This window comes from Streptomyces erythrochromogenes (genome assembly GCF_040684695.1).
GTDB classification, from domain to species: domain Bacteria; phylum Actinomycetota; class Actinomycetes; order Streptomycetales; family Streptomycetaceae; genus Streptomyces; species Streptomyces erythrochromogenes_C.
The window spans coordinates 48,136-67,898 of the sequence record NZ_JBFBGM010000035.1 but is presented as its reverse complement, the minus strand read 5'-3'; the positions used below and the strand labels follow the sequence as shown (position 1 = coordinate 67,898).

The window sequence follows — 19,763 nt, the reverse complement described above, 5'->3', positions numbered from 1 at the left end:
GCGCTCAGGACAGGGGTGACGGACACGACGCGGCCCGGACCCACCGGCGGCCTCAGCGCCGGCGCGCCCGCCACACCAGGTACAGCACCGACGCCAGCGCGGCGCCCCGCAGCAGCCACGGCCACATCCCCTGGACCGCCCCGCCGACCTGGTCGTCGGCCAGGGTCTCGCCCCACTTGCCGTTCGTACGGCCCCACAGCCACACCGCGGCGCCCGCGAGGACGACCCCGGGCGGCCCGAAGACGGCCCACTTGCGTTCGGCGGGCCGCAGCACCCGGGAGGCGTACGGCAGGAGCCAGCCGACGACGAGCAGCAGCCAGTAGCCGCTGACGACACCGACGACGAGGACCGCCGCGGCCAGCAGCAGGAAGGCGTTGGGGCGCGGGCGGGCCGGGGCGGCTGCCGCCTCCGGCTGCGCCCCGGCCTCCTTCGCGGCCTCCTTCGCGGCCTCCGCCCTGGCCCGCCGCCGCTCGCGCAGGAACCGTACGAGGGTCCGCGAGCGCGACTGCGGCGGTCCGGGCGGGGCGCCGTCCCCCTCCTCCTCGGCGTCCTCCTCCGGCCCCTCCTTGAACAGGTCCGGGATCTCGATGCCGCCCGCGAAGCCGTCGACCTGCGGGCCGCGTCCGTGCGTACCGGGCGTCATCCGCCACCAGTCGGGCTCGGCCCCGCCGGACGGGCCGAGTTCGTCCAGCCCGGCCAGGTGCGGCGGCACGTTCTCCGCCTCGGGCTCCCGCTCCCGTTCCGGCGCGGGCCGCGGCGCGGGCGCCCCGGGCAGGCGCAGACGGCCGGGGGCCCGCTGGGAGGGCACCGCCGGGGCCGGTTCGGCGGGGCCGGGCGCGGGGGACGCGCCCTGCCGGGAACCGAGGGTGTCCAGGACCTCCTCGGGCGTGCCGATGCGGTCCAGGATGCGGCGGACGGCCGCCGGGGTGTCCGGGTCGTACTTGGCGCGCCGACGGTCGATCTCGTCCCGCAGACCGGCCACGAGCCTCATCCGGTCGCCCGAGGAGAGGTGCCGGCGTTGCGCCAAGTCCCCGACGGCGCTCAGATATTCGTAGACCAGGTGGTCGCTTTCGATCCCCACGCCCAGGCTCCTCCCGTACCGCCTCTCCCGAAGGTAGCGCGTGCGCCCGTGGAGCCGCCCGGGGCACAGCGGATACCGTTGGCCGGATGGGGACCGGCCGATACGACCGGCCGACGCGACCGGGAGGCGACTGTGCCCGAGCCAAGCACTGCTGCGGGAGCTCCGGAGAACGGGACCGGGACGAGCTCCCCGCGCTCCCTCGCCGAGGCGCTGCGCGCCCGCGACGACGCCGCGCTCTCCGCCCTGCTGCACTCCCGCCCGGACCTGCTCAACCCGGTACCGGGCGACGTCACCCAGCTCGCGACGCGCGCCGGGACCCGGGCCTCGGTGGTACGGGCGCTGGAGCGCCTGGACCGGTTCACGCTGCAGACGGCCGAGGCCCTCGCCGTGGCCCCGGACCCGTGCCCCTACCCGGTGCTGGAGGCGCTGCTGACCGGCGGTGAGGACGAGCGGGCCCGCGCCGCGCTCCCCGGAGCCCTGGGCACGCTGCGCGACCAGGCCCTGGTGTGGGGCGACGAGGACCGGCTGCGCCTGGTGCGCACCGCCCGCGAACTCCTCGCGCCGTCCGCGCAGCGCCCTTCGCCGACGGGGCTCGGCCCGACCGTCGCCGAGGCCACGGCCGGGATGTCGCCGACCCGGGTGCAGGAGATCGTGGCGGCGGCCGGGCTGCCCGCCACGCACGACCCGGTCTCCGCGGTCACGGCGCTGACCGCGCTGTTCACCGACCCGGAGCGGATGTCGGCGCTGCTGGACGAGGCCCCGGCCGAGGCGCACCAGGTGCTCGGGCGGCTGGTGTGGGGGCCGCCGTACGGGGAGGTGACCCCGAACCCGGCGCCGCCGGTGCGCTGGTTGCGCGACCGGGGGCTGCTGCTGCCCGCGACGGCGCGGACCGTGGTCCTGCCGCGGGAGGTGGCGCTGCACCTGCGCGGCGGCCTCGCGCACCGGGACACCGCGCCGGTGGCTCCGCCGGTGACCACGCACCGCGAGCACCGTCCACAGCTTGTGGACGCGAACGCCGCCGGCCAGGCCCTGGCCGCGCTGGCCACCGTCGAGGAGCTGGTGAAGTCCTGGGAGCACACCGGTCCGCCGGTGCTGCGGGCGGGCGGACTGTCCGTACGGGACCTGAAGCGGGCCGCGGCCGGCCTGGACGCCACCGAGGCGTCGGCGGCGTTCTGGATCGAACTCGCCTACGCGGCCGGGCTGCTCGCGAGCGACGGGGAGGCCGACGAGCGGTACGCGCCCACCCCGGCCTTCGACGACTGGCGCGAACTGCCGCCCGCCGAACGGTGGTCGGCGCTGGCCGCCGCGTGGCTGCCGGCGACCCGTACGGCCGGTCTGGTCGGCGAGCAGGACGCGAAGGGGCGCACCCTGTCGGTGCTCGGCCCCGAACTGGACCGGTCCGCCGCGCCCGAGGTGCGCCGGCGGGTCCTGGAACTCCTCGCGGACCTTCCGGAGGGCGGCTCGCCCGATGCGGAGGCGGTGCTGGCGCGGCTGGCGTGGGAGCGGCCCGTGCGTACGGCGAGCGACCTGCGGGCGCGGCTCGCGGGCTGGGCGCTGACCGAGGCGGAGGTCCTCGGCGTGACCGGCCGGGGCGCCCTGTCGGGGCCCGGCCGGGCCCTGCTGGAGGGCCGGGACCCGGCGCCGCTGCTGGCGCCGCTGCTGCCGGAGCCGGTGGACCACGTCCTGCTCCAGGCGGACCTGACGGCGGTGGCGCCGGGGCCGCTGCGCCGCCCGCTCGGGGACACCCTCGCCGTGCTCGCGGACGTGGAGTCCAAGGGCGGGGCGACGGTGTACCGGTTCACGCCGGGGTCGGTGCGGCGGGCGCTGGACGCCGGCCACGCCGCCGCCGATCTGCACGCCTTCCTCAAGGAGCACAGCCGGACCCCGGTGCCGCAGCCGCTGGCGTACCTGATCGACGACGTGGCGCGCCGGCACGGGCACCTGCGGGTCGGCGCGGCCTCCTCGTACGTGCGCTGCGACGACGACGCGATGCTGGGCGAGATCCTGGCCGACAAGCGCTCGGCGGGGCTGGGCCTGCGCCGGCTGGCGCCGACGGTGCTGGCCGCGCGGGCCGAACCGACCGCGCTGCTGGAGGGGCTGCGGGCGATGGGGTACGCGCCGGCCGCGGAGTCGGGCACCGGCGACGTGCTGGTGGCGCGGGCCGACGCCCACCGCACGCCGGCGCGCTCGGCGCCCGTACCGGTGCCGGACGGTCCGCCGGTGCCGGACGCGACGCTGCTGGGGGCGGCCGTACGGGCGATCCGCGCGGGCGACCTGGCGGCGACGGCGGTCCGCAAGGAGCCGGCGTCGGGATCGGGGCCGGCGGCCGCGGTGCCGGGCGAACTCCCGCGCACGAGCGCGGCGGAGACGCTGGCGACGGTGCAGGCGGCGGCGCTGACCGGGTCGGCGGTGTGGATCGGCTACGTGAACGCGGACGGGGCGGCGAGCCAGCGGGTCATCGCCCCGGTGCGCGTCGAGGGCGGCTTCGTCACCGGCTACGACCACACGGCGGACGAGGTCCGCACCTACGCCCTCCACCGCGTCACGGGCGTGGCAGAACTGGCGGACGACCACCTCTAGAACAAGCCCCGCCGCACCACCCAGCCCCGCCGGCGTTTGAGGCGCGGGGTCCGGGGCGGAGCCCCAGCATCTTTCAGCCCCGCCGGCGTTTGAGGCGCGGGGGCCCGGGGGCAGCGCCCCCGCAACGGCGCGGCACCCGCACGGAAAACGGCTGGCCCCGCGGCCGAGCGCTCGGCACCCTGGGCCCATGCCAGCCGTACCGCACCGCCAGATCCGCGCCGCCCACACCGACACCACCGTCACCGTCTACCAGGCCTACGCCCCCCGCCTCGGGGTCCCGGCGGCCCGCGACAACCGCTTCCCGCCCGCCTGGAAGCGCGAGCGGATGACGTGGATCAAGCCGTCGTTCCTGTGGATGATGTACCGCTGCGGCTGGGCCACCAAGACCGACCAGGAGACGGTGCTGGCCGTCGAGATCACCCGCGAGGGCTTCGACCGGGCACTGGCCGAGGCCTGCCTGTCGCACTACGAGCCGGGCGTGCACGCCGACCGGGCGGCCTGGCAGGAGTCGCTGCGCCGGGCGCCCGCCCGCGTGCAGTGGGACCCGGAGCGCAGCCTGCGCCTGGGCGCACTCCCGTACCGCTCGCTCCAGCTGGGCCTGTCGGGCCCGGCGTCGCGGGCGTACGCCGACGAGTGGACGGTCTCCATCCGCGATGTGACCCCGCTGGTCCGGGAGATCCACGGCCTGCTCCGGTCGGGCGCGGAGGGCGTCGAGGACGCCGAGGACGCCGAGGACGCCGCCCGCGCGCTGCTGCCGGTGGAGACGCCCTACCCGTCGGGGCCGCTGGAGCACCTCGGCGCCTGAGCGCGCCCGCCTGCCGGCCAGCCCGCCCGCCCTCCCGGGCCGTTCCGTGCCGTCAGTCCCGGACGAGCAGGACGACGAAGCCGGCGACGGCACCGACCAGCAGGGCGAGCAGGGAGTAGCGGGGGCGCGATTCGCGCAGCACCGGCAGGTAGTGGTCGGCGGCGTAGCGGCCGGGCCCGGTGAGCGTGAGGGCGATGACCGAGGCGAAGAGCACCACTTCGAGTTCCACGCCCTTCGGCGGGAAGTAGGCGTCGAGGCCGCGGACGTCGAGGATGTTGATGAAGACGCCGGTGAGGGCCGCGCCGGCGAGCGGGGTGAGCAGGCCGAGGGCGAGCCCGAGGCCGCCGAGGGTCTCGGAGAGGCCGGCGATGACGGCCATGGCGTCCCCCGCGGGGTAGCCGGCCATGGTGAAGCCCTTGCCGGTCGCGGTGAGGCCGGGGCCGCCGAACCAGCCGAAGAGCTTCATCGTGCCGTGGCCGGCCATCGTGAGGCCGACGACGAGCCGGAGCACGAGCAGGCCGACGTCGTGGACGACGGTGGAGGCGGGGGGCGAGGAGTCGAGGAGGAGCGAGCGGTCGAACCGTGTCTGCGTCATGAGCGTCCGTTCGTCAGGAGCGTCCGGTCCCCCCTGGTCGCCTGAGCGACGGCCACCGTATGACGGCGCTTTCACGATCATCGGTCCGCAACGTCGGGCGGTGCCGTCCTCGACCCGTTCGGCCCCGGCGCGGGCCGCCGGCCCCGCTCACCCGGGCGCGTAGTCGATCCGCGTCCCGTCGAAGGGCCACTCGGCGCGCAGCCAGGCCCGTACGGCCTCGCGCAGCGGGGCGTCGAGGTGGGCGCGGTCGGCCCGTACCCAGGAGGACACCTGGATCCGGTCGGGTGCCTCGCGGGCGGGGTGCACGTAGAGGCATCCGATGACGTCGCCGGGGCCGTCGCCCTCCAGCACGCTGTAGGCGAAGGCGACCCGCTCCTCGAACTCCCGCGCGTGCCGGACCAGGTCGGCGAGGTTGGCCTCGGCGGACATCCCCGCGACGGGCGGCCAGCCGCGGCCGACGAATCCGGGGGTGGCCCTGATGTGCGCGATGCTGCCGGTCCAGGCGGCGAGGTCGCGGTCGTTGTGCTCGGGCCCGAGGGGCTCCAGCCGGAAGCCGTCGCCGGCGAGGACGCGCGGCACGACGAAACCGGCGGGAACGAAGCTGTGCTGATCAGCGGTCATGCCGGGACCGTACGCGCCCGCCCGCCGGGCGTCAGCGGCTTTTCCCCCGGGCGGGTACGTCCGGTCGGGGGCGGTGCGGCGGGACCGGACGGCCGGCCCGCAGGGCGCCGTGTTCCCTGCCCCGGCCCCGTACGGCACACTGGAGGTTTGACCTGAATGAAACGGGGCGCCGCGCGTGAATGGTCCACTCATCGTCCAGAGCGACAAGACCCTCCTGCTCGAGGTCGACCACGAGCTCGCCGGAGCGGCGCGCCGCGCCATCGCTCCGTTCGCCGAGCTGGAGCGGGCGCCCGAGCACATCCACACCTACCGGATCACCCCGCTCGGGCTGTGGAACGCCCGGGCCGCCGGGCACGACGCCGAGCAGGTCGTGGACGCGCTCGTGGAGTACTCCCGCTACCCGGTGCCGCACGCGCTGCTCGTCGACGTCGCCGAGACCATGGCCCGCTACGGCCGCCTCACCCTCTCCAAGCACCCGGTGCACGGCCTGGTGCTGACCAGCACCGACCGGCCGGTGCTGGAGGAGATCCTGCGGTCGAAGAAGATCACCCCGCTGGTCGGGGCCCGGCTCGACCCCGACACCGTCGCCGTGCACCCCTCCGAGCGCGGGCAGATCAAGCAGACGCTGCTCAAGCTGGGCTGGCCGGCCGAGGACCTGGCCGGCTACGTCGACGGCGAGGCGCACCCGATCGACCTGGCCGAGGACGGCTGGGCGCTGCGCCCGTACCAGCAGCAGGCCGTCGAGGGCTTCTGGCACGGCGGCTCCGGCGTGGTCGTCCTGCCCTGCGGCGCCGGCAAGACCCTGGTCGGCGCGGGCGCGATGGCGAAGGCGAAGGCGACCACGCTGATCCTGGTCACGAACACCGTCTCGGCCCGCCAGTGGAAGCACGAGCTGGTCAAGCGGACGTCGTTGACGGAGGAGGAGATCGGCGAGTACTCCGGCACCCGCAAGGAGATCCGGCCGGTCACGATCGCCACGTACCAGGTGCTGACGACGAAGCGGAAGGGTGTCTACCCGCACCTGGAGCTCTTCGACTCCCGGGACTGGGGCCTGATCGTCTACGACGAGGTGCACCTGCTGCCCGCGCCGGTCTTCAAGTTCACCGCCGACCTGCAGGCGCGGCGCCGGCTCGGTCTGACGGCGACGCTGGTGCGCGAGGACGGGCGCGAGTCGGACGTCTTCTCGCTGATCGGGCCGAAGCGGTTCGACGCCCCGTGGAAGGAGATCGAGGCGCAGGGCTACATCGCGCCCGCCGACTGCGTGGAGGTCCGGGTCAACCTGACCGAGTCGGAGCGGCTGGCGTACGCGACCGCCGAGACGGAGGAGAAGTACCGCTTCTGCGCGACGACGGCGACGAAGCGGAAGGTCACCGAGGCGCTGGTGCGCAAGCACCGGGGCGAGCAGACCCTCGTCATCGGGCAGTACATCGACCAGCTCGACGAGCTCGGCGAGCACCTGGACGCGCCCGTCATCAAGGGCGAGACGTCCAACGCGCAGCGCGAGAAGCTCTTCGACGCCTTCCGCGAGGGCGAGATCAGCGTGCTGGTCGTCTCGAAGGTCGCCAACTTCTCCATCGACCTGCCGGAGGCCACGGTCGCCATCCAGGTGTCGGGCACCTTCGGTTCGCGCCAGGAGGAGGCGCAGCGCCTGGGCCGCGTCCTGCGCCCGAAGGCGGACGGCCACGAGGCGCGGTTCTACTCGGTCGTCGCGCGCGACACGATCGACCAGGACTTCGCGGCGCACCGCCAGCGGTTCCTCGCCGAGCAGGGGTACGCCTACCGGATCATGGACGCCGACGAGCTGCTGGCGAGCGACTGACCGACCGGCCGTGGGCGGTGCGGACCCGCGCGACGAGCACGGCGAGCAGCGGGACGCACCAGACCCACAGGCCCGGGCCGTCCAGTACGAGGGCGCGGCCGGTGGCGGCCAGGTGCCGGGACCAGAACGCGGCGGACTCCTCGGGCAGGACCAGCCGTCCGAGCAGGGCGGTGCCGGCGAGGGCGGCCAGCGCCGTCAGCCCGGCCCGCACCCGGCGGGTGGCCAGCAGGTACGGCACGAGGACCGCCGGGGTCAGGGTGATCCCGGCGGCGATGCCCAGGGCGAAGCCCTTGCCGAGCGCGGCACCGGGGCGGGCCAGGTCCCACACGACCAGGCAGGCCAGGGCGAGGTTGATCTGGCCGGGGAGCGGGGCCTGGAACAGCGGCTCCAGCCACAGCCCGGCGATGGTGGCGGCCAGGACGGGCCCGGTCCGGGCCGGCAGTCCCGCGAGGCGGCAGGACAGGGCGATCAGCAGGGCGAGCAGGGCGGCGTTGCCGAGGACGAGCAGGGCCTTCAGTAACCCGGTCGGCAGCCAGGCGGCGGGCGTGAAGAGGATCGCCGCGAACGGCGGATAGCCGGCGGGCGGGCGCCACTCGGCTGCCGAGAAGCCCTCGACGAGGTCGTCGGCCGGCGGGACGCGCAGGGCGATGCAGAGCACCCCCAGCACGAGTAGCGAGCCCGTCACCAGCACACCGGCGAGGGACGACGGCGAGCGGCTGGGGGCGGGGCTCAAGGTCACGCGCGTGACCCTAGTGGATCTCTGCATTCACCCACAGCCCATTGCAACGCGCACCCGGGTGGCGCATTGCGTTCAGCCTCAGATTCATTGCAACAGAGCCTCAAACTCCCCGATTTACAGGCCGTAGAGACCTCACAACTGCGTTGACTGATCAGTGAACGCAATGTAGCTTCGCAGTCGTTCAGTAGTTCTCGAACACAGACCACGGGGAGGTCCATCATGGCCGGGAGCAACGGCGGCTTGTCCGGAGCGGGGCTGCGCAAGGTGCGCGAGGTGCTGACACGGCACGTCGACTCGGGGAAGATCCCCGGGGTGGTCGCCCTCATCGGCCACGGCGAGGAGACCTACGTCGAGGCGATCGGGACGATGCGCCACGACGGCGGCCAGGCGATCAGCCGGGACACGATCTTCCGGATGGCGTCCACCTCGAAGCCGGTCACCATGGCCGCGTCGATGGCCCTGCTCGACGACTGCGCGCTGCGGCTGGACGACCCGGTGGACCCGTGGCTGCCCGAGCTCGCCGGCCGTCAGGTGCTCAAGCGGATCGACGGCCCCGTGGACGACACCGAGCCCGCGCGGCGCCCGATCACCGTACGGGACCTGCTGACCTCCACCTTCGGCCTCGGCATCGACCTGACGGCACTGGGCTCGCCGATCATGAACGCGATCTTCGAGGGCGGTGTCTTCAGCCAGGGCGCGGCGCCGCTGCCCGAGCAGGACGAGTGGATGCGCCGCCTCGGCGCACTGCCGCTGATGCGCCAGCCCGGCGAGCACTGGCAGTACCACCTCAGCCACGACGTCCTCGGGGTGCTCGTCTCACGCGTCACGGGCAAGCCGTTCGAGACGTTCCTGCGCGAGCGCGTCCTGGACCCGCTCGGGATGCGGGACACCGCCTTCCACGTGCCCGCCGACAAGATCGACCGGCTGCCGCCCAGCTACGCCCCCGACCCGCGGACCGGGGAGTTCACCGTCTGGGACGAGGCCAAGGGCGGGCAGTACAGCGCGCCTCCCGCCTTCCAGGCGGGCGGCGGCGGGCTGGTCTCCACCGTGGACGACTACCACGCCTACTTCCGGATGCTGCTGAACCACGGCACGCACGCGGGCGAGCGGATCCTGTCGCGGCCCGCCGTCGAACTGATGACCACCAACCGCCTCACCCCCGAGCAGGAGGCCACCCGGTCGGCCCTGGCCCGCGGCGCCGTCCACGTGTCCTTCGGGCAGGGCCAGCAGGGCGGCTGGGGCTTCGGGATGGCGGTGCGCACCTACCGCGGCGACTACGCGCCCGTCGGCCAGTTCGGCTGGGACGGCGGAACCGGCACCTCGGCGTACGCCGACCCGGAGAACGGGCTCACCGGTGTCCTGCTCACGCAGGTCGGACTGACCACCGCGGCTCCGGCGCAGCTCATCCACGACTTCTGGACCACGGTCTACCAGGCGATCGACGCCTGACCCGGGGCCGGGGGCCGGGGCCGGGGGCCGGGGCACTGGGCGCGGGCCCTGGGGGGCCGAGGCGCGGGCCGGGGGCCGGGGCACTGGGCGCGGGCCCTGGGGGGGGCCGAGGCGCGGGCCGGGGGCCGAGGCGCGGAGCCCCGGGCCTCAGCGGCGTATCACGCCCGCGTCCTCGGCGTACTCGCCCAGCACGACGACGCTCACGGCGGCTGCCGCGAACACCTTCGCGGCGTGCAGCATGCTGCCGAGGCGGTGGCGGGGGGTGTGCTCGGAGATGGCGGTGGCGCCGCTCGGGCGGCCGCCCTGGATCGGGGTGAAGGTTGCGGTGCTCATGAATCCATGGTGCTCCGCCGCGCCCCGATCCACATCGCTCCCGAGGCCTAATCCCAAGCCCCCCGGCCTCCTCCTTCCGTCGCATGCCATCCCCTAGTGGCCCTCCCCAAGGTCTGACACTCCCGGGTACGACACCCGTTCGGGGGCCCGGCCCGGCAGACTTCCCGCCCGGTGTATTCCGTTCGCGCGAGCTCGCCGCGCTGGCTAGAATCTCCGCTCTTGCCGCCTCCCACCGCCTCATCCGGGAGAGCCGCCCACCGGCCGGAAACCGGGGGCTCCTGTTCCGTACCAGCAGCTGGAGGCATTGCCGTGCCCGCGCACGCACCCGAGACCACCCCCGACGCGCCCCCGCCCGCCGACCCGCTGGGCCGCGAACGGGCCCACCTCACCGCCTCCCGCTCCGCCCTGCGCGCCATGCGCGAGGACGTCGAGGCCCTCGACATCCGCGACGTCACCGCGAACTGGGTCAACGCGATCGTGCTCCAGGCCCAGATCGACGACCGCATCAAGGCCCTCGCCGACCTCGCCCACACCCCGCTCTTCTTCGGCCGCCTCGACTACCTCCACGCCCCCGGCGCCGACCTCGCCGAGGGCGCGGAGGGCGAGCAGTTCTACATCGGCCGCCGCCACGTCCACGACGCCGACGGCGACCCGATGGTCATCGACTGGCGCGCGCCCGTCTCCCAGCCGTTCTACCGGGCCTCCAAGAAGGACCCGCAGGACATCTCCCTGCGCCGCCGCTTCGGCTACACCGGCGGCGAGCTCACCGCGTACGAGGACGAGCACCTGTCCGACCCGGCCGAGGCGGCCGCCGTCAGCAAGCTGCTCCAGCAGGAGATCGAGCGCCCGCGCGTCGGCCCCATGCGCGACATCGTGGCCACGATCCAGCCGGAACAGGACGAGATCGTCCGCTCCGGCCTGTCCGGCTCCGTCTGCGTCCAGGGAGGCCCGGGCACCGGGAAGACGGCCGTCGGCCTGCACCGGGTGGCGTACCTGCTGTACGCGCACCGCGAGCGGCTCGCCCGCACCGGCACCCTCGTGATCGGGCCGAACCGCTCCTTCCTCCACTACATCGAGCAGGTCCTCCCGGCCCTGGGCGAGCTGGAGGTCAAGCAGGCCACCGTCGACGACCTGGTCGCCCGCGACGGCCTGGAGGTCCGCGGCACCGACCCCGCCGCGACCGCCGTCGTCAAGGGCGACGCCCGCATGGCGGAGGTGCTGCGCCGCGCGGTCCGCTCGCACGTCGGCCGCCCCACGGAGCCGCTGATGGTGGTCCGCGGCTCACGCCGCTGGCGCGTGCCGGCGTACGAGCTGGAGGAGATGGTCGAGGAACTGCAGAACCGCGACATCCGCTACGGCGCCGCCCGCGACGCCCTCCCCCAGCGCATCGCGCACGCCGTCCTGGTCCGCATGGAGCAGGCGGGCGAGGCCCCGGACGACCGCGTCCAGGACGCGGTCGCCCGCAACGCGGCCGTGAAGGCCGCGGTCAAGGAGGTCTGGCCGCTCGTCGAACCGGCGAAGCTGGTCCTGCGGCTGCTCTCCGACCCCGACTTCCTCGCCGAGCACGCGCAGGACGTCCTGACGGCGGACGAGCAGAAGCTCCTGCTGTGGCCCAAGCCGTTCCGGAGCGTGAAGTCGGCGAAGTGGTCGGCGGCGGACCTCGTCCTCATCGACGAGGCGTCCGACCTGGTGGAACGCACCCACTCGCTCGGCCACGTCGTCCTCGACGAGGCGCAGGACCTCTCCCCCATGCAGTACCGGGCGGTCGGCCGGCGCTGCACGACGGGCTCGGCGACGGTCCTGGGCGACCTCGCGCAGGGCACCACGCCGTGGGCGACGCGCAGCTGGGACGAGGCCCTGGCGCACCTGGGCAAGCCGCAGGCGGTGCTGGAGGAGCTGACGGCGGGCTTCCGCGTGCCGCGCGAGGTGATCGCCTACGCCTCCCGCCTGCTGCCGTCGATCTCCCCGGGCCTGGCCCCGGTCTCCTCGGTCCGCGAGACGCCGGGTTCCCTGCGGATCAGCGAGGTCGCGGAGGCCGCGGACCTCGACGCGGCGGTGCTGGAGGCCTGCCGCGAGTCCCTGGCGCACGAGGGCTCGATCGGCCTGATCGCGGCTGACGCCCGGATCCCGGTCCTGGCGGAGGCCCTGCTGGCGGCGGGCCTGCCGTACCTGTCCCCCGGCGAGGAGACCACCGCGGAGTCCCGCCTGACCCTCGTCCCGGCCTCGCTGGCGAAGGGCCTGGAGTACGACTACGTGGTCCTGGACGAGCCCGCGGCGATCGTCGACGGCGAACCGGACGAGCGGACCGGCCTGCGCCGCCTGTACGTCTGCCTCACCCGCGCCGTCTCGGGCCTGACGGCCCTCCACGCAACCCCCCTCCCCCCGTCCCTGTCCTGACCACCGGCCCGGCCCGGGCCGTACCGAGCCGGCCCGGTACGCCGCGCCCGGGCGGGGCAAGGATCTCCCCGGCCCCGCCGCGCGATCCCAGCCCCGCCGGCGATTGAGGCGCGGGGTCCGGGGCAGCGCCCCGGGGGCACGGCACGGGTCCGGGCGCGGGGGCAGCGCCCCGGGGGCACGGCGCAGCCGGTCAGTCCAGTACGGCCCGCCATTCGGCGACGGCCTCCGCCGAGACGGGACGCTCCCACCCGCCGGGGCGCGCGGCGCCGCCGATGTGGAAGGCGTCGACCCCGCCCGCCAGCAGCACCGGCAGGTGCGCGAGGGTGAGCCCGCCGCCGACGAGGATCCGCGGCCCGTACCCCGGCTCGCCGCCCCGCGCCGCCTCCGCCAGCAGCACCGGCAGCCCCTCCTCGACCCCGGCCGCCGCGCCCGCCGTCAGGTAGGTGTCCAGGCCGGGCAGGTCGGCCAGCGCCTTGCGCAGCTGGTCCCGGTCCGCCGCGCGGTCGATCGCCCGGTGGAAGGTCCACGCGCAGCCGTCCAGCTCCGCGACGACCGCCTCGACGGCGGCCAGGTCGGGGCTGCCGTCCGCGTTCAGGAAGCCGAGCACGAACTCCCGCGCCCCTTCAGCCCGCAGCTCCCGCGCCGTCGCCGCGAGGACGGAGACGTCACCCGCGGCGAAGCCGTCCGCCTTGCGGATCATCACGCGCAGCGGGATGTCCACCGCGGCCCGGATGGCCGCGAACGTCTCGCGCGCCGGGGTGAGGCCGTCGGCGGCCATGTCGGTGACCAGCTCGAGGCGGTCGGCCCCACCGGCCTGGGCCGCGACCGCGTCCTCCACGTCGAGGGCGATCACCTCCAGGAGCGCACGGTTGCTCATTCGATCCCATCCTTCGGAAGAACGCACAAAATAGGTCTAGTCCAATATCCAGGGTACGGGCCTCCGGCCGCGCTCCACCAGCACAATCACGCCACCCCCACAATGTGCGCATGGACATAGGCATCCCGAGCACCGACACCACGGATCTCCACGCCCGCTGGCGGGCCACCGTCGCCGAGGCCGGCGCCCCCGCCGACCGCGATCCCGCGCCCTACGCCGACCGCCTCCTCACCGCCTGGGCGGAGCCGCAGCGCCGCTACCACACCACCGCGCACCTGGCCGACGTACTCGCACGGATCGACGTACTGGCCCCGTACGCCGCCGACCCCGCCGCCGTCCGGCTCGCCGCCTGGTTCCACGACGCCGTCTACCGCCCCGACCGCTCCGAGAACGAGGAGCGCAGCGCCGCCCTGGCCGAGCGCGCCCTCCCCGAGCTGGGCATCGACGCCGCGCGCACCGCCGAGGTGGCCCGCCTGGTCCGGCTCACCGTCACCCACGACCCCGCCCCCGGCGACACCGACGGCGAGGTGCTCTGCGACGCCGACCTGGCCGTCCTGGCCGGCACCCCGCAGGCGTATGCCGCCTACGCCGCCGCCGTCCGCGACGAGTACGGCTTCGTCCCCGACGACGCCTTCCGCACCGGCCGCGCCGCCGTGCTGCGCCGGCTCCTCGACCTGCCCCGGCTCTTCCGCACGCCCCACGGCACGGCGCACTGGGAGGCCCCGGCCCGCGCGAACCTCGCCGCAGAACTGGCCGAGCTGGAGGTTGAGACGGAAGATCGGAAGAGCAACCGGCGCTGAACCCGGATCGTCGAGGGTGTCCGAAGTCCGGGCATGGTCTCAGGCCGACTGTCCTGACCCGCCGAGGCGCCGAGCCGCACCGCGCCAAGGAGTGCATATGCCCGAGAAGGTCCTTGCGAGCTGGAGAGACGGCCCGGCCAGGAAGGCGATCGTGGACTTCGTCGCGGCTGCGACGACGCCGGGGCCGGGGTTCGTCGAGTCCGCCGATCGGATCGCCACGTTCGACAACGACGGAACCCTGTGGGTCGAGCAGCCGCTGCCCCCGCAGTTCGACTTCGTGTTCCGCACGTGGGCGGAGGAGGTGAAGGCCGAACCCTCGCTCGCGGCGCGGCAGCCGTACAAGGCGCTCATCGAGAAGGATCCGGAGTTCTTCAGCGGCCTGGGGACGCAGGACCCCGATGTGGTGGAGACCCTGCTGGAGGCCTTCACCCGGTCATGGGCCGGCACGACGCCCGAGGAGTTCGACGCGCAGGTCCGCGAGTGGACCGGGACGGCGAAGCACCCGAAGCTCGGGGTCCCGTACCGGGAGCTGGTCTACCGGCCGATGCTGGAGCTCTTCGCCCTGCTGCACGCGCACGACTTCCGCGTGTTCGTGTGCTCCGGCGGTGGCCGCGACTTCATGCGCGTGCTCGCCGAGGAGACCTGGGGAATCCCCAAGGAGAACGTCATCGGCTCGGCCGCCGCGTACACCTACGCCGACGGCAGGCTCGTCCGCTCCCGCGAGCTCCTGGGCAGCCTGGACCTGGGCGCGGGCAAGCCCGAGCACATTTTCGCCCACACCGGCCGACTGCCCGTCTTCGCGGGCGGCAATGCCGACGTGGACATCGAAATGCTCGCCAGCGCCCGGTTCGCGCTGCTCGTCAACCACGACGACGAGGAGCGCGAGTTCTCCTACACCCGGGGTGCCGATGCCTCGCTCGTCAAAGCCGCAGAGCTCGGCTGGACGGTCGTGAGCATGAAGGACGACTGGGTCACCGTCTTCTGACCGGGGCCGCAGAAGTCACCTGGACGCCTCGGCACGCCCGACCGACGGAGGGGTTCGTGCGGACCGGGGCGACCACCAGCCGGCCGGGCCCGTACCCGTACCCCGTGGAGTTCGAATGAACGACCTCATCGCAGTCGACGTCCTGCTCAACCCGGACGAGAGCATGATCGCCCTCGCGAAGCGGGTCAACGCCCGGATGCTCGCCAGCGTGCCCCCACCGACGGGATTCGCCCTCGACGAGCACCACCAGCCGCACATCACCACACTGCAGCGCTACGTGCGCACCGCAGCCCTTGACCAGGTGTACGCGGCCATCGACGACGCGATCGCCTCCGTGGACCTGTCGACCCTGAAACTGACCACCCACAGCATCGCCCACCTGGCAGTGCAGTCCTCGATCGGGCTGGCCGCGATCGTCGTCACACCCGGGCCCGAGGTCCTCGCCTTCCAGGCCCGCCTGATCGACGCCCTGAGCCCGTACACCGGCAGCGGCGGCACCGCGGACGCCTACGTCCGCACCGACGCCGAACCGGACATCAACACACCCACCCTCACCTACATCGAGAACTACGTCCCCGACCACAGCGGCGAGAACTACCTCCCCCACGTCACCGTCGGCCTGGCCACCATCGCCGACCTGGCCACCATCGAAGCCGAGCCGCTCGAACCGCTCACCTTCTCCGCGAGCGGCATCAGCATCTACCAGCTCGGCAACAACGGCACCGCCGCCAGAGCGCTCAAGACCTGGGGCATGTGAAGCGCGGTCCACAGCCGACCCGAGGACCGCCGGGCGCCGCGGCGCCCGGCCCGCACGGCCCTGACGCGCCCGGGGGAATTCGATCGCGTTCACACGGGTTGGTGACAGTCATGCCCGCAGATGCCGTACGCCCCCGCTCCCGCATGCCCGTAGCCGTCCACGTCCTCGGCCTGTCCGTCTTCGCGCTCGGCACCAGCGAGTTCATGCTCTCCGGGCTGCTGCCGCCGATCGCCGACGACATGGGCGTCAGCATCCCGCAGGCGGGCCTGCTCATATCCGCCTTCGCGATCGGCATGGTCGTCGGCGCACCCCTGCTGGCCGTGGCCACCCTGCGGCTGCCCCGCCGCACCACCCTCATCGCCCTGATCAGCCTCTTCGGCCTCGGGCAGGTCGCGGGCGCGCTGGCCCCCACCTACGAGCTCCTCTTCGCTTCCCGCGTGGTCGCGGCCCTCGCCTGCGCCGGCTTCTGGGCCGTCGGCGCGGCCGTCGCCATCGCCATGGTCGACAAGGACCAGCGGGCCCGCGCGATGGCCGTGATGATCGGCGGCCTGTCCATCGCCAACGTCCTCGGCGTACCGGCCGGCGCGTTCCTGGGCGAGCACCTGGGCTGGCGCTCCGCGTTCTGGTCGGTCGCCGCCGCCTCGGCGGTCGCCCTCGTCGGCATCCTGGCACTGATCCCCCGCATCCCGCTGCCCGCCGAGAAGCCGACGCTCCGCCGCGAGCTGCGCATCTACGGCGACCGCCAGGTGTGGCTGGCGATCGGCATCACCGCGCTGGCGGCGGGCGGCGTGTTCTGCGCCTTCAGCTACCTGTCGCCGCTGCTCACGGACGTGGCCGGGCTGGACTCGACATGGGTCCCGTGGATCCTCGGCCTCTTCGGGATCGGCGCGCTGGTCGGCACCACCGTCGGCGGCCGCGTCGCCGACGCGCACCTGTTCGGCGTGATGATCTGGGGCATCACCGCCTCCACGGTCTTCCTGACGGCCCTCGCCCTGCTGGCCTCGGCCGCGGTCGCCGCGATCGCGCTTTCCTTCCTGCTCGGCGTCTCGGCGTTCTTCACCGCCCCGGCGCTCAACGCCCGCATGTTCAACGTGGCCGGCGCCGCCCCGACCCTGGCCGGGGCGACCACCACGGCCGCCTTCAACCTCGGCAACACCGGCGGCCCCTGGCTGGGCGGCACCGTCATCGACGCCGGCCTGGGCTTCTCCGCGACCGCCTGGGCGGGCGCCGCCATGACGGTGACCGCGATCGCCCTCACCACCCTGGCCCTCCGCCTGGACCGCCGCACCCCGCCCCGCCCGACCCGCGTGATCACCGGCAACACCACGCCCACCGCCGCCCCGTCCGAAACCCCCGCCCCCGCCTGACACCGCCGTCGTGTGACGGGAACCACTCATCCCACCCAATCGTCACTCTATAGAAGCGTCTGACTTCCCAAGGTGAGGATGGTGCGGGATGGATCCGGTATCGGTAGCACTGCTGTCGGCACTGGCCGGCGGGGTCGCCGGTGAGGTCGGCCGACAGACCTGGACGACCCTGGGAGCGCTGGTGCGGCGCCCGTTCGGCCGCGGAGGCGGGAACACCCCGTCGGTCAGCTCCGGTGAGGCGGAACTGACGCGTCTCGCCGCGGATCCGGGCGATCAGGGCCGGGCGCAGGCACTGAGTACCGCACTGGCGGTGCGGGCCGCGGTGGACGAGGACTTCCGTGCCGATCTCGCGGCGTGGCAGGAGCAGGCCGCGCTGGTGCGCACCGAGGACAGTGCGGTGACGAACATCGTCAGCGGGGGCACCCAGAACGGGCCGGTCATTCAGGGCAAGGACTTCAGCAACCTGACCTTCAACGCCGCACCTGCGCCTGCACCCCCCTCCGGTGGCGCCCATGACAGCGCGGCGGACTCGACGCGGTGACCGGCGAGGGCGCCGCCCGCGAGGGCGGCGCCACCCATAACTCGATCACGGGCGGGATCTTCTTCCACGCGGTGATCCAGGGCCGGGACATCACGGTGCAGCTGCCGCCGGCGATCAAACCGGCGCTCTCCGGGCTGCCCAAGCCGGCCTCTGCCTTCACCGGCCGCGACCAGCACGTCGAGCGACTGCTGACGGATCTGGCCCCCGCCACCGGGGACGCCGGTGAACAGCGCACGGTGCTGGTGAGCGCGGTGTCGGGCCTGGCCGGCATCGGCAAAACCGAACTCGCCGTCCAGACAGCAGCCCAGGCTCTTCGCCAGCCGGGCTGGTTCCCCGGCGGGGTGCTGTTCGTCGACCTGTTCGGCTACGACCCCGACCGCACCCTCTCCCCGGAACGGGCCCTGGAAGGACTGCTGCACGCTCTGGGCGTTCCCGGTGAACACATCCCGGGCGGACTGGAGGACCGGCAACGGCTGTACCGCAGCGTGCTGGCCGCCTACGCCCGGGAGGGCCGGCGCATCCTCGTGGTCGTCGACAACGCCTCCACCGTCGCCCAGGCCGGCCCGCTGCTGCCCACCGACGGCATCACCGCCGCCCTGGTCACTTCCCGTCACACCCTCGACGGCCTCGACGCCCGCCTCCACGACCTCGACACCCTCGACAGCGCTGCCTCCCTCGCCGTACTCGACCAGGCACTGCGCCACGCCCGCGGCGACGGCGACACCCGCTTCACCGACGACCCGGAAGCGGCGGCCGTGATCGCCCGGCTGTGCGCGGGCCTGCCCCTCGCACTGCGCATCGCCGCCGCCGTCCTGGCCGCATCGCCCGGGCGGCCCGCCTCACACCTGGCCGCCGCACTGCAGGCCGAACACACCCGGCTGGACAAACTCGCCCGCCCCGACCGCGCGGTACGGGCCGCCTTCGACCTGTCCTACCAGCACCTCACCCCCGAACAGGCCCGGATATTCAGGCTGCTGCCCCTCAACCCCGGCCCCGACCTGGCCACCGAATCCGCAGCCCACCTCACCGACACCGCTTCCGACCAGGCCGAGGAGTTCCTGCAGCAGCTCTCCGAAGCCCACCTGATCGAGCCCGGCTCGTCCTGGGGCCGCTGGCGCATGCACGACCTGGTCCGCCTGTACGCCGACGAACACGGCCGCGCCCACGCCACCCCCGACCAACGCGACACCGCCCGAACCCGCCTGTTCACCCACTACCAGGACACCACCGAAGCCGCCAACACCCACCTGCGCCCCCCGTCCGGCCCCCGCACTCCCCGCTTCCCGGACCGCACCGCGGCCCTGCACTGGCTGGATGGCGAACACACCAACCTGACGGCAACCGGAGCAGCCGCACCAGCCCTCGGCCACCCCACCATCACCACCTCCCTCGCCTCGCACCTTTTCCACTACCTCGAATACCGCCGCTACTTCGACGGCCTGATCGCCCTCACCACCACCGCCCTGACCGTCTGCCGAGAAGCCGGCAACCGTCACGGCGAGGGCGGCGCGCTGAACAACCTCGGCAACGCCCTGCGGGAGGTGCGACGGTTCGAGGAAGCCATCAACGCCCACACCCAGGCCACTGCCATCTTCCGGGAACTCGGCGACCGTGACGGCGAGGGCAGCGCGCTGAACAACCTCGGTATCGCCCTGCGGCAGGTGCGACGGTTCGAGGAGGCCATCAACACCCTCAACCGGGCCACCACGATCTGGCGCGAAACGGGCGACCGGCACGGCGAAGGCCAGTCATTGAACAACCTTGGTGGCGCCCTGCAGCAGACGCGGCGGTTCGAGGAAGCCATCGGCGCCCACACCCAGGCCGCCACGATCTTCCGGGAACTCGGCGACCGCCACGGCGAAGCAAAAGCGCTGTACAACCTTGGTGGCGCCCTGCACGAGGCACGGCGGTTCGAGGAAGCCATCGACACCCTCACCCAGGCCACCACCATCTCCCGGGAACTCGACGACCGCCACGGCGAAGGCCAGGCATTGAACAACCTCGGCCTCGCCCTGCG

At 73.9% G+C, this 19,763-nt stretch carries 17 protein-coding genes; 11 read left to right on the top strand and 6 right to left on the bottom strand.

Annotated features, from left to right (window positions below; all coding sequences use genetic code 11):
* Positions 1–52 precede the first annotated feature (52 nt).
* A complete protein-coding gene (locus AB0O53_RS34735; RefSeq protein WP_365201025.1) occupies positions 53–1,081 on the bottom strand; it encodes a hypothetical protein in 1,029 nt (342 codons plus the stop codon).
* A 132-nt stretch (positions 1,082–1,213) separates the two neighbouring features.
* Between AB0O53_RS34735 and AB0O53_RS34730 the strand changes: the two genes are divergently transcribed.
* Together AB0O53_RS34730 and AB0O53_RS34725 are read left to right on the top strand one after the other, a co-directional pair.
* Positions 1,214–3,661 (top strand): helicase-associated domain-containing protein, encoded by a 2,448-nt coding sequence (locus AB0O53_RS34730; RefSeq protein WP_350998854.1) that lies wholly within the window; start codon positions 1,214–1,216, stop codon positions 3,659–3,661.
* A gap of 187 nt (positions 3,662–3,848) precedes the next feature.
* Positions 3,849–4,466, top strand: coding sequence for a DUF4291 domain-containing protein (locus AB0O53_RS34725; RefSeq protein ID WP_365201021.1), 618 nt, complete (start codon positions 3,849–3,851; stop codon positions 4,464–4,466).
* A gap of 52 nt (positions 4,467–4,518) precedes the next feature.
* Here AB0O53_RS34725 and AB0O53_RS34720 read toward each other — a convergent pair whose 3' ends face one another.
* Both AB0O53_RS34720 and AB0O53_RS34715 read right to left on the bottom strand, forming a co-directional pair.
* On the bottom strand, positions 4,519–5,061 hold the full coding sequence (locus AB0O53_RS34720; RefSeq protein ID WP_359119337.1) for a DoxX family protein: 543 nt from the start codon (positions 5,059–5,061) through the stop codon (positions 4,519–4,521).
* Positions 5,062–5,208: 147 nt separating this feature from the next.
* Positions 5,209–5,682, bottom strand: coding sequence for an N-acetyltransferase (locus tag AB0O53_RS34715; protein WP_365201018.1), 474 nt, complete (start codon positions 5,680–5,682; stop codon positions 5,209–5,211).
* A 175-nt stretch (positions 5,683–5,857) separates the two neighbouring features.
* On the opposite strand from AB0O53_RS34715, the gene AB0O53_RS34710 reads away from it, so the two are divergent.
* On the top strand, positions 5,858–7,501 hold the full coding sequence (locus tag AB0O53_RS34710) for a DNA repair helicase XPB (RefSeq protein WP_359119341.1): 1,644 nt from the start codon (positions 5,858–5,860) through the stop codon (positions 7,499–7,501).
* Here the strand turns inward: AB0O53_RS34710 and AB0O53_RS34705 are convergent.
* On the bottom strand, positions 7,467–8,240 hold the full coding sequence (locus AB0O53_RS34705) for a glycosyltransferase 87 family protein (RefSeq protein WP_365201015.1): 774 nt from the start codon (positions 8,238–8,240) through the stop codon (positions 7,467–7,469). The two genes, AB0O53_RS34710 and AB0O53_RS34705, sit on opposite strands and share 35 nt — an antisense overlap.
* A 219-nt stretch (positions 8,241–8,459) precedes the next feature.
* On the opposite strand from AB0O53_RS34705, the gene AB0O53_RS34700 reads away from it, so the two are divergent.
* Positions 8,460–9,689, top strand: coding sequence for a serine hydrolase domain-containing protein (locus tag AB0O53_RS34700; protein WP_350998839.1), 1,230 nt, complete (start codon positions 8,460–8,462; stop codon positions 9,687–9,689).
* 147 nt (positions 9,690–9,836) lie between these two features.
* On the opposite strand, the gene AB0O53_RS34695 is transcribed toward AB0O53_RS34700, so the two are convergent.
* Entirely contained in the window at positions 9,837–10,022 is a 186-nt protein-coding gene (locus tag AB0O53_RS34695) for a hypothetical protein (RefSeq protein ID WP_030961862.1), read from the bottom strand.
* A gap of 309 nt (positions 10,023–10,331) precedes the next feature.
* Between AB0O53_RS34695 and AB0O53_RS34690 the strand changes: the two genes are divergently transcribed.
* Positions 10,332–12,419, top strand: a complete 2,088-nt coding sequence (locus tag AB0O53_RS34690; protein WP_365201011.1) for a HelD family protein — start codon at positions 10,332–10,334, stop codon at positions 12,417–12,419.
* A gap of 190 nt (positions 12,420–12,609) precedes the next feature.
* Here AB0O53_RS34690 and AB0O53_RS34685 read toward each other — a convergent pair whose 3' ends face one another.
* Complete coding sequence (locus AB0O53_RS34685; RefSeq protein ID WP_350998833.1) at positions 12,610–13,296, bottom strand: copper homeostasis protein CutC; 687 nt, start codon at positions 13,294–13,296, stop codon at positions 12,610–12,612.
* 110 nt (positions 13,297–13,406) lie between these two features.
* Here AB0O53_RS34685 and AB0O53_RS34680 point away from each other — a divergent pair, with 110 nt between their 5' ends.
* From AB0O53_RS34680 to AB0O53_RS34655, 6 genes are all read left to right on the top strand, one after another.
* Positions 13,407–14,096: an HD domain-containing protein gene (locus AB0O53_RS34680; RefSeq protein WP_365201007.1), complete on the top strand. Its 690-nt coding sequence runs from the start codon at positions 13,407–13,409 to the stop codon at positions 14,094–14,096.
* A gap of 97 nt (positions 14,097–14,193) precedes the next feature.
* Complete coding sequence (locus AB0O53_RS34675; RefSeq protein WP_365201005.1) at positions 14,194–15,081, top strand: HAD family hydrolase; 888 nt, start codon at positions 14,194–14,196, stop codon at positions 15,079–15,081.
* A 115-nt stretch (positions 15,082–15,196) separates the two neighbouring features.
* Complete coding sequence (locus AB0O53_RS34670) at positions 15,197–15,838, top strand: 2'-5' RNA ligase family protein (RefSeq protein ID WP_365201002.1); 642 nt, start codon at positions 15,197–15,199, stop codon at positions 15,836–15,838.
* Positions 15,839–15,981: 143 nt separating this feature from the next.
* Positions 15,982–17,205: a Cmx/CmrA family chloramphenicol efflux MFS transporter gene (locus AB0O53_RS34665; RefSeq protein ID WP_365201051.1), complete on the top strand. Its 1,224-nt coding sequence runs from the start codon at positions 15,982–15,984 to the stop codon at positions 17,203–17,205.
* A gap of 88 nt (positions 17,206–17,293) precedes the next feature.
* Positions 17,294–17,746 (top strand): hypothetical protein, encoded by a 453-nt coding sequence (locus tag AB0O53_RS34660; RefSeq protein WP_365201000.1) that lies wholly within the window; start codon positions 17,294–17,296, stop codon positions 17,744–17,746.
* Positions 17,747–17,817: 71 nt separating this feature from the next.
* The coding region (locus AB0O53_RS34655) for a tetratricopeptide repeat protein (protein WP_365200997.1) at positions 17,818–19,763 on the top strand (1,946 nt) is incomplete at its 3' end.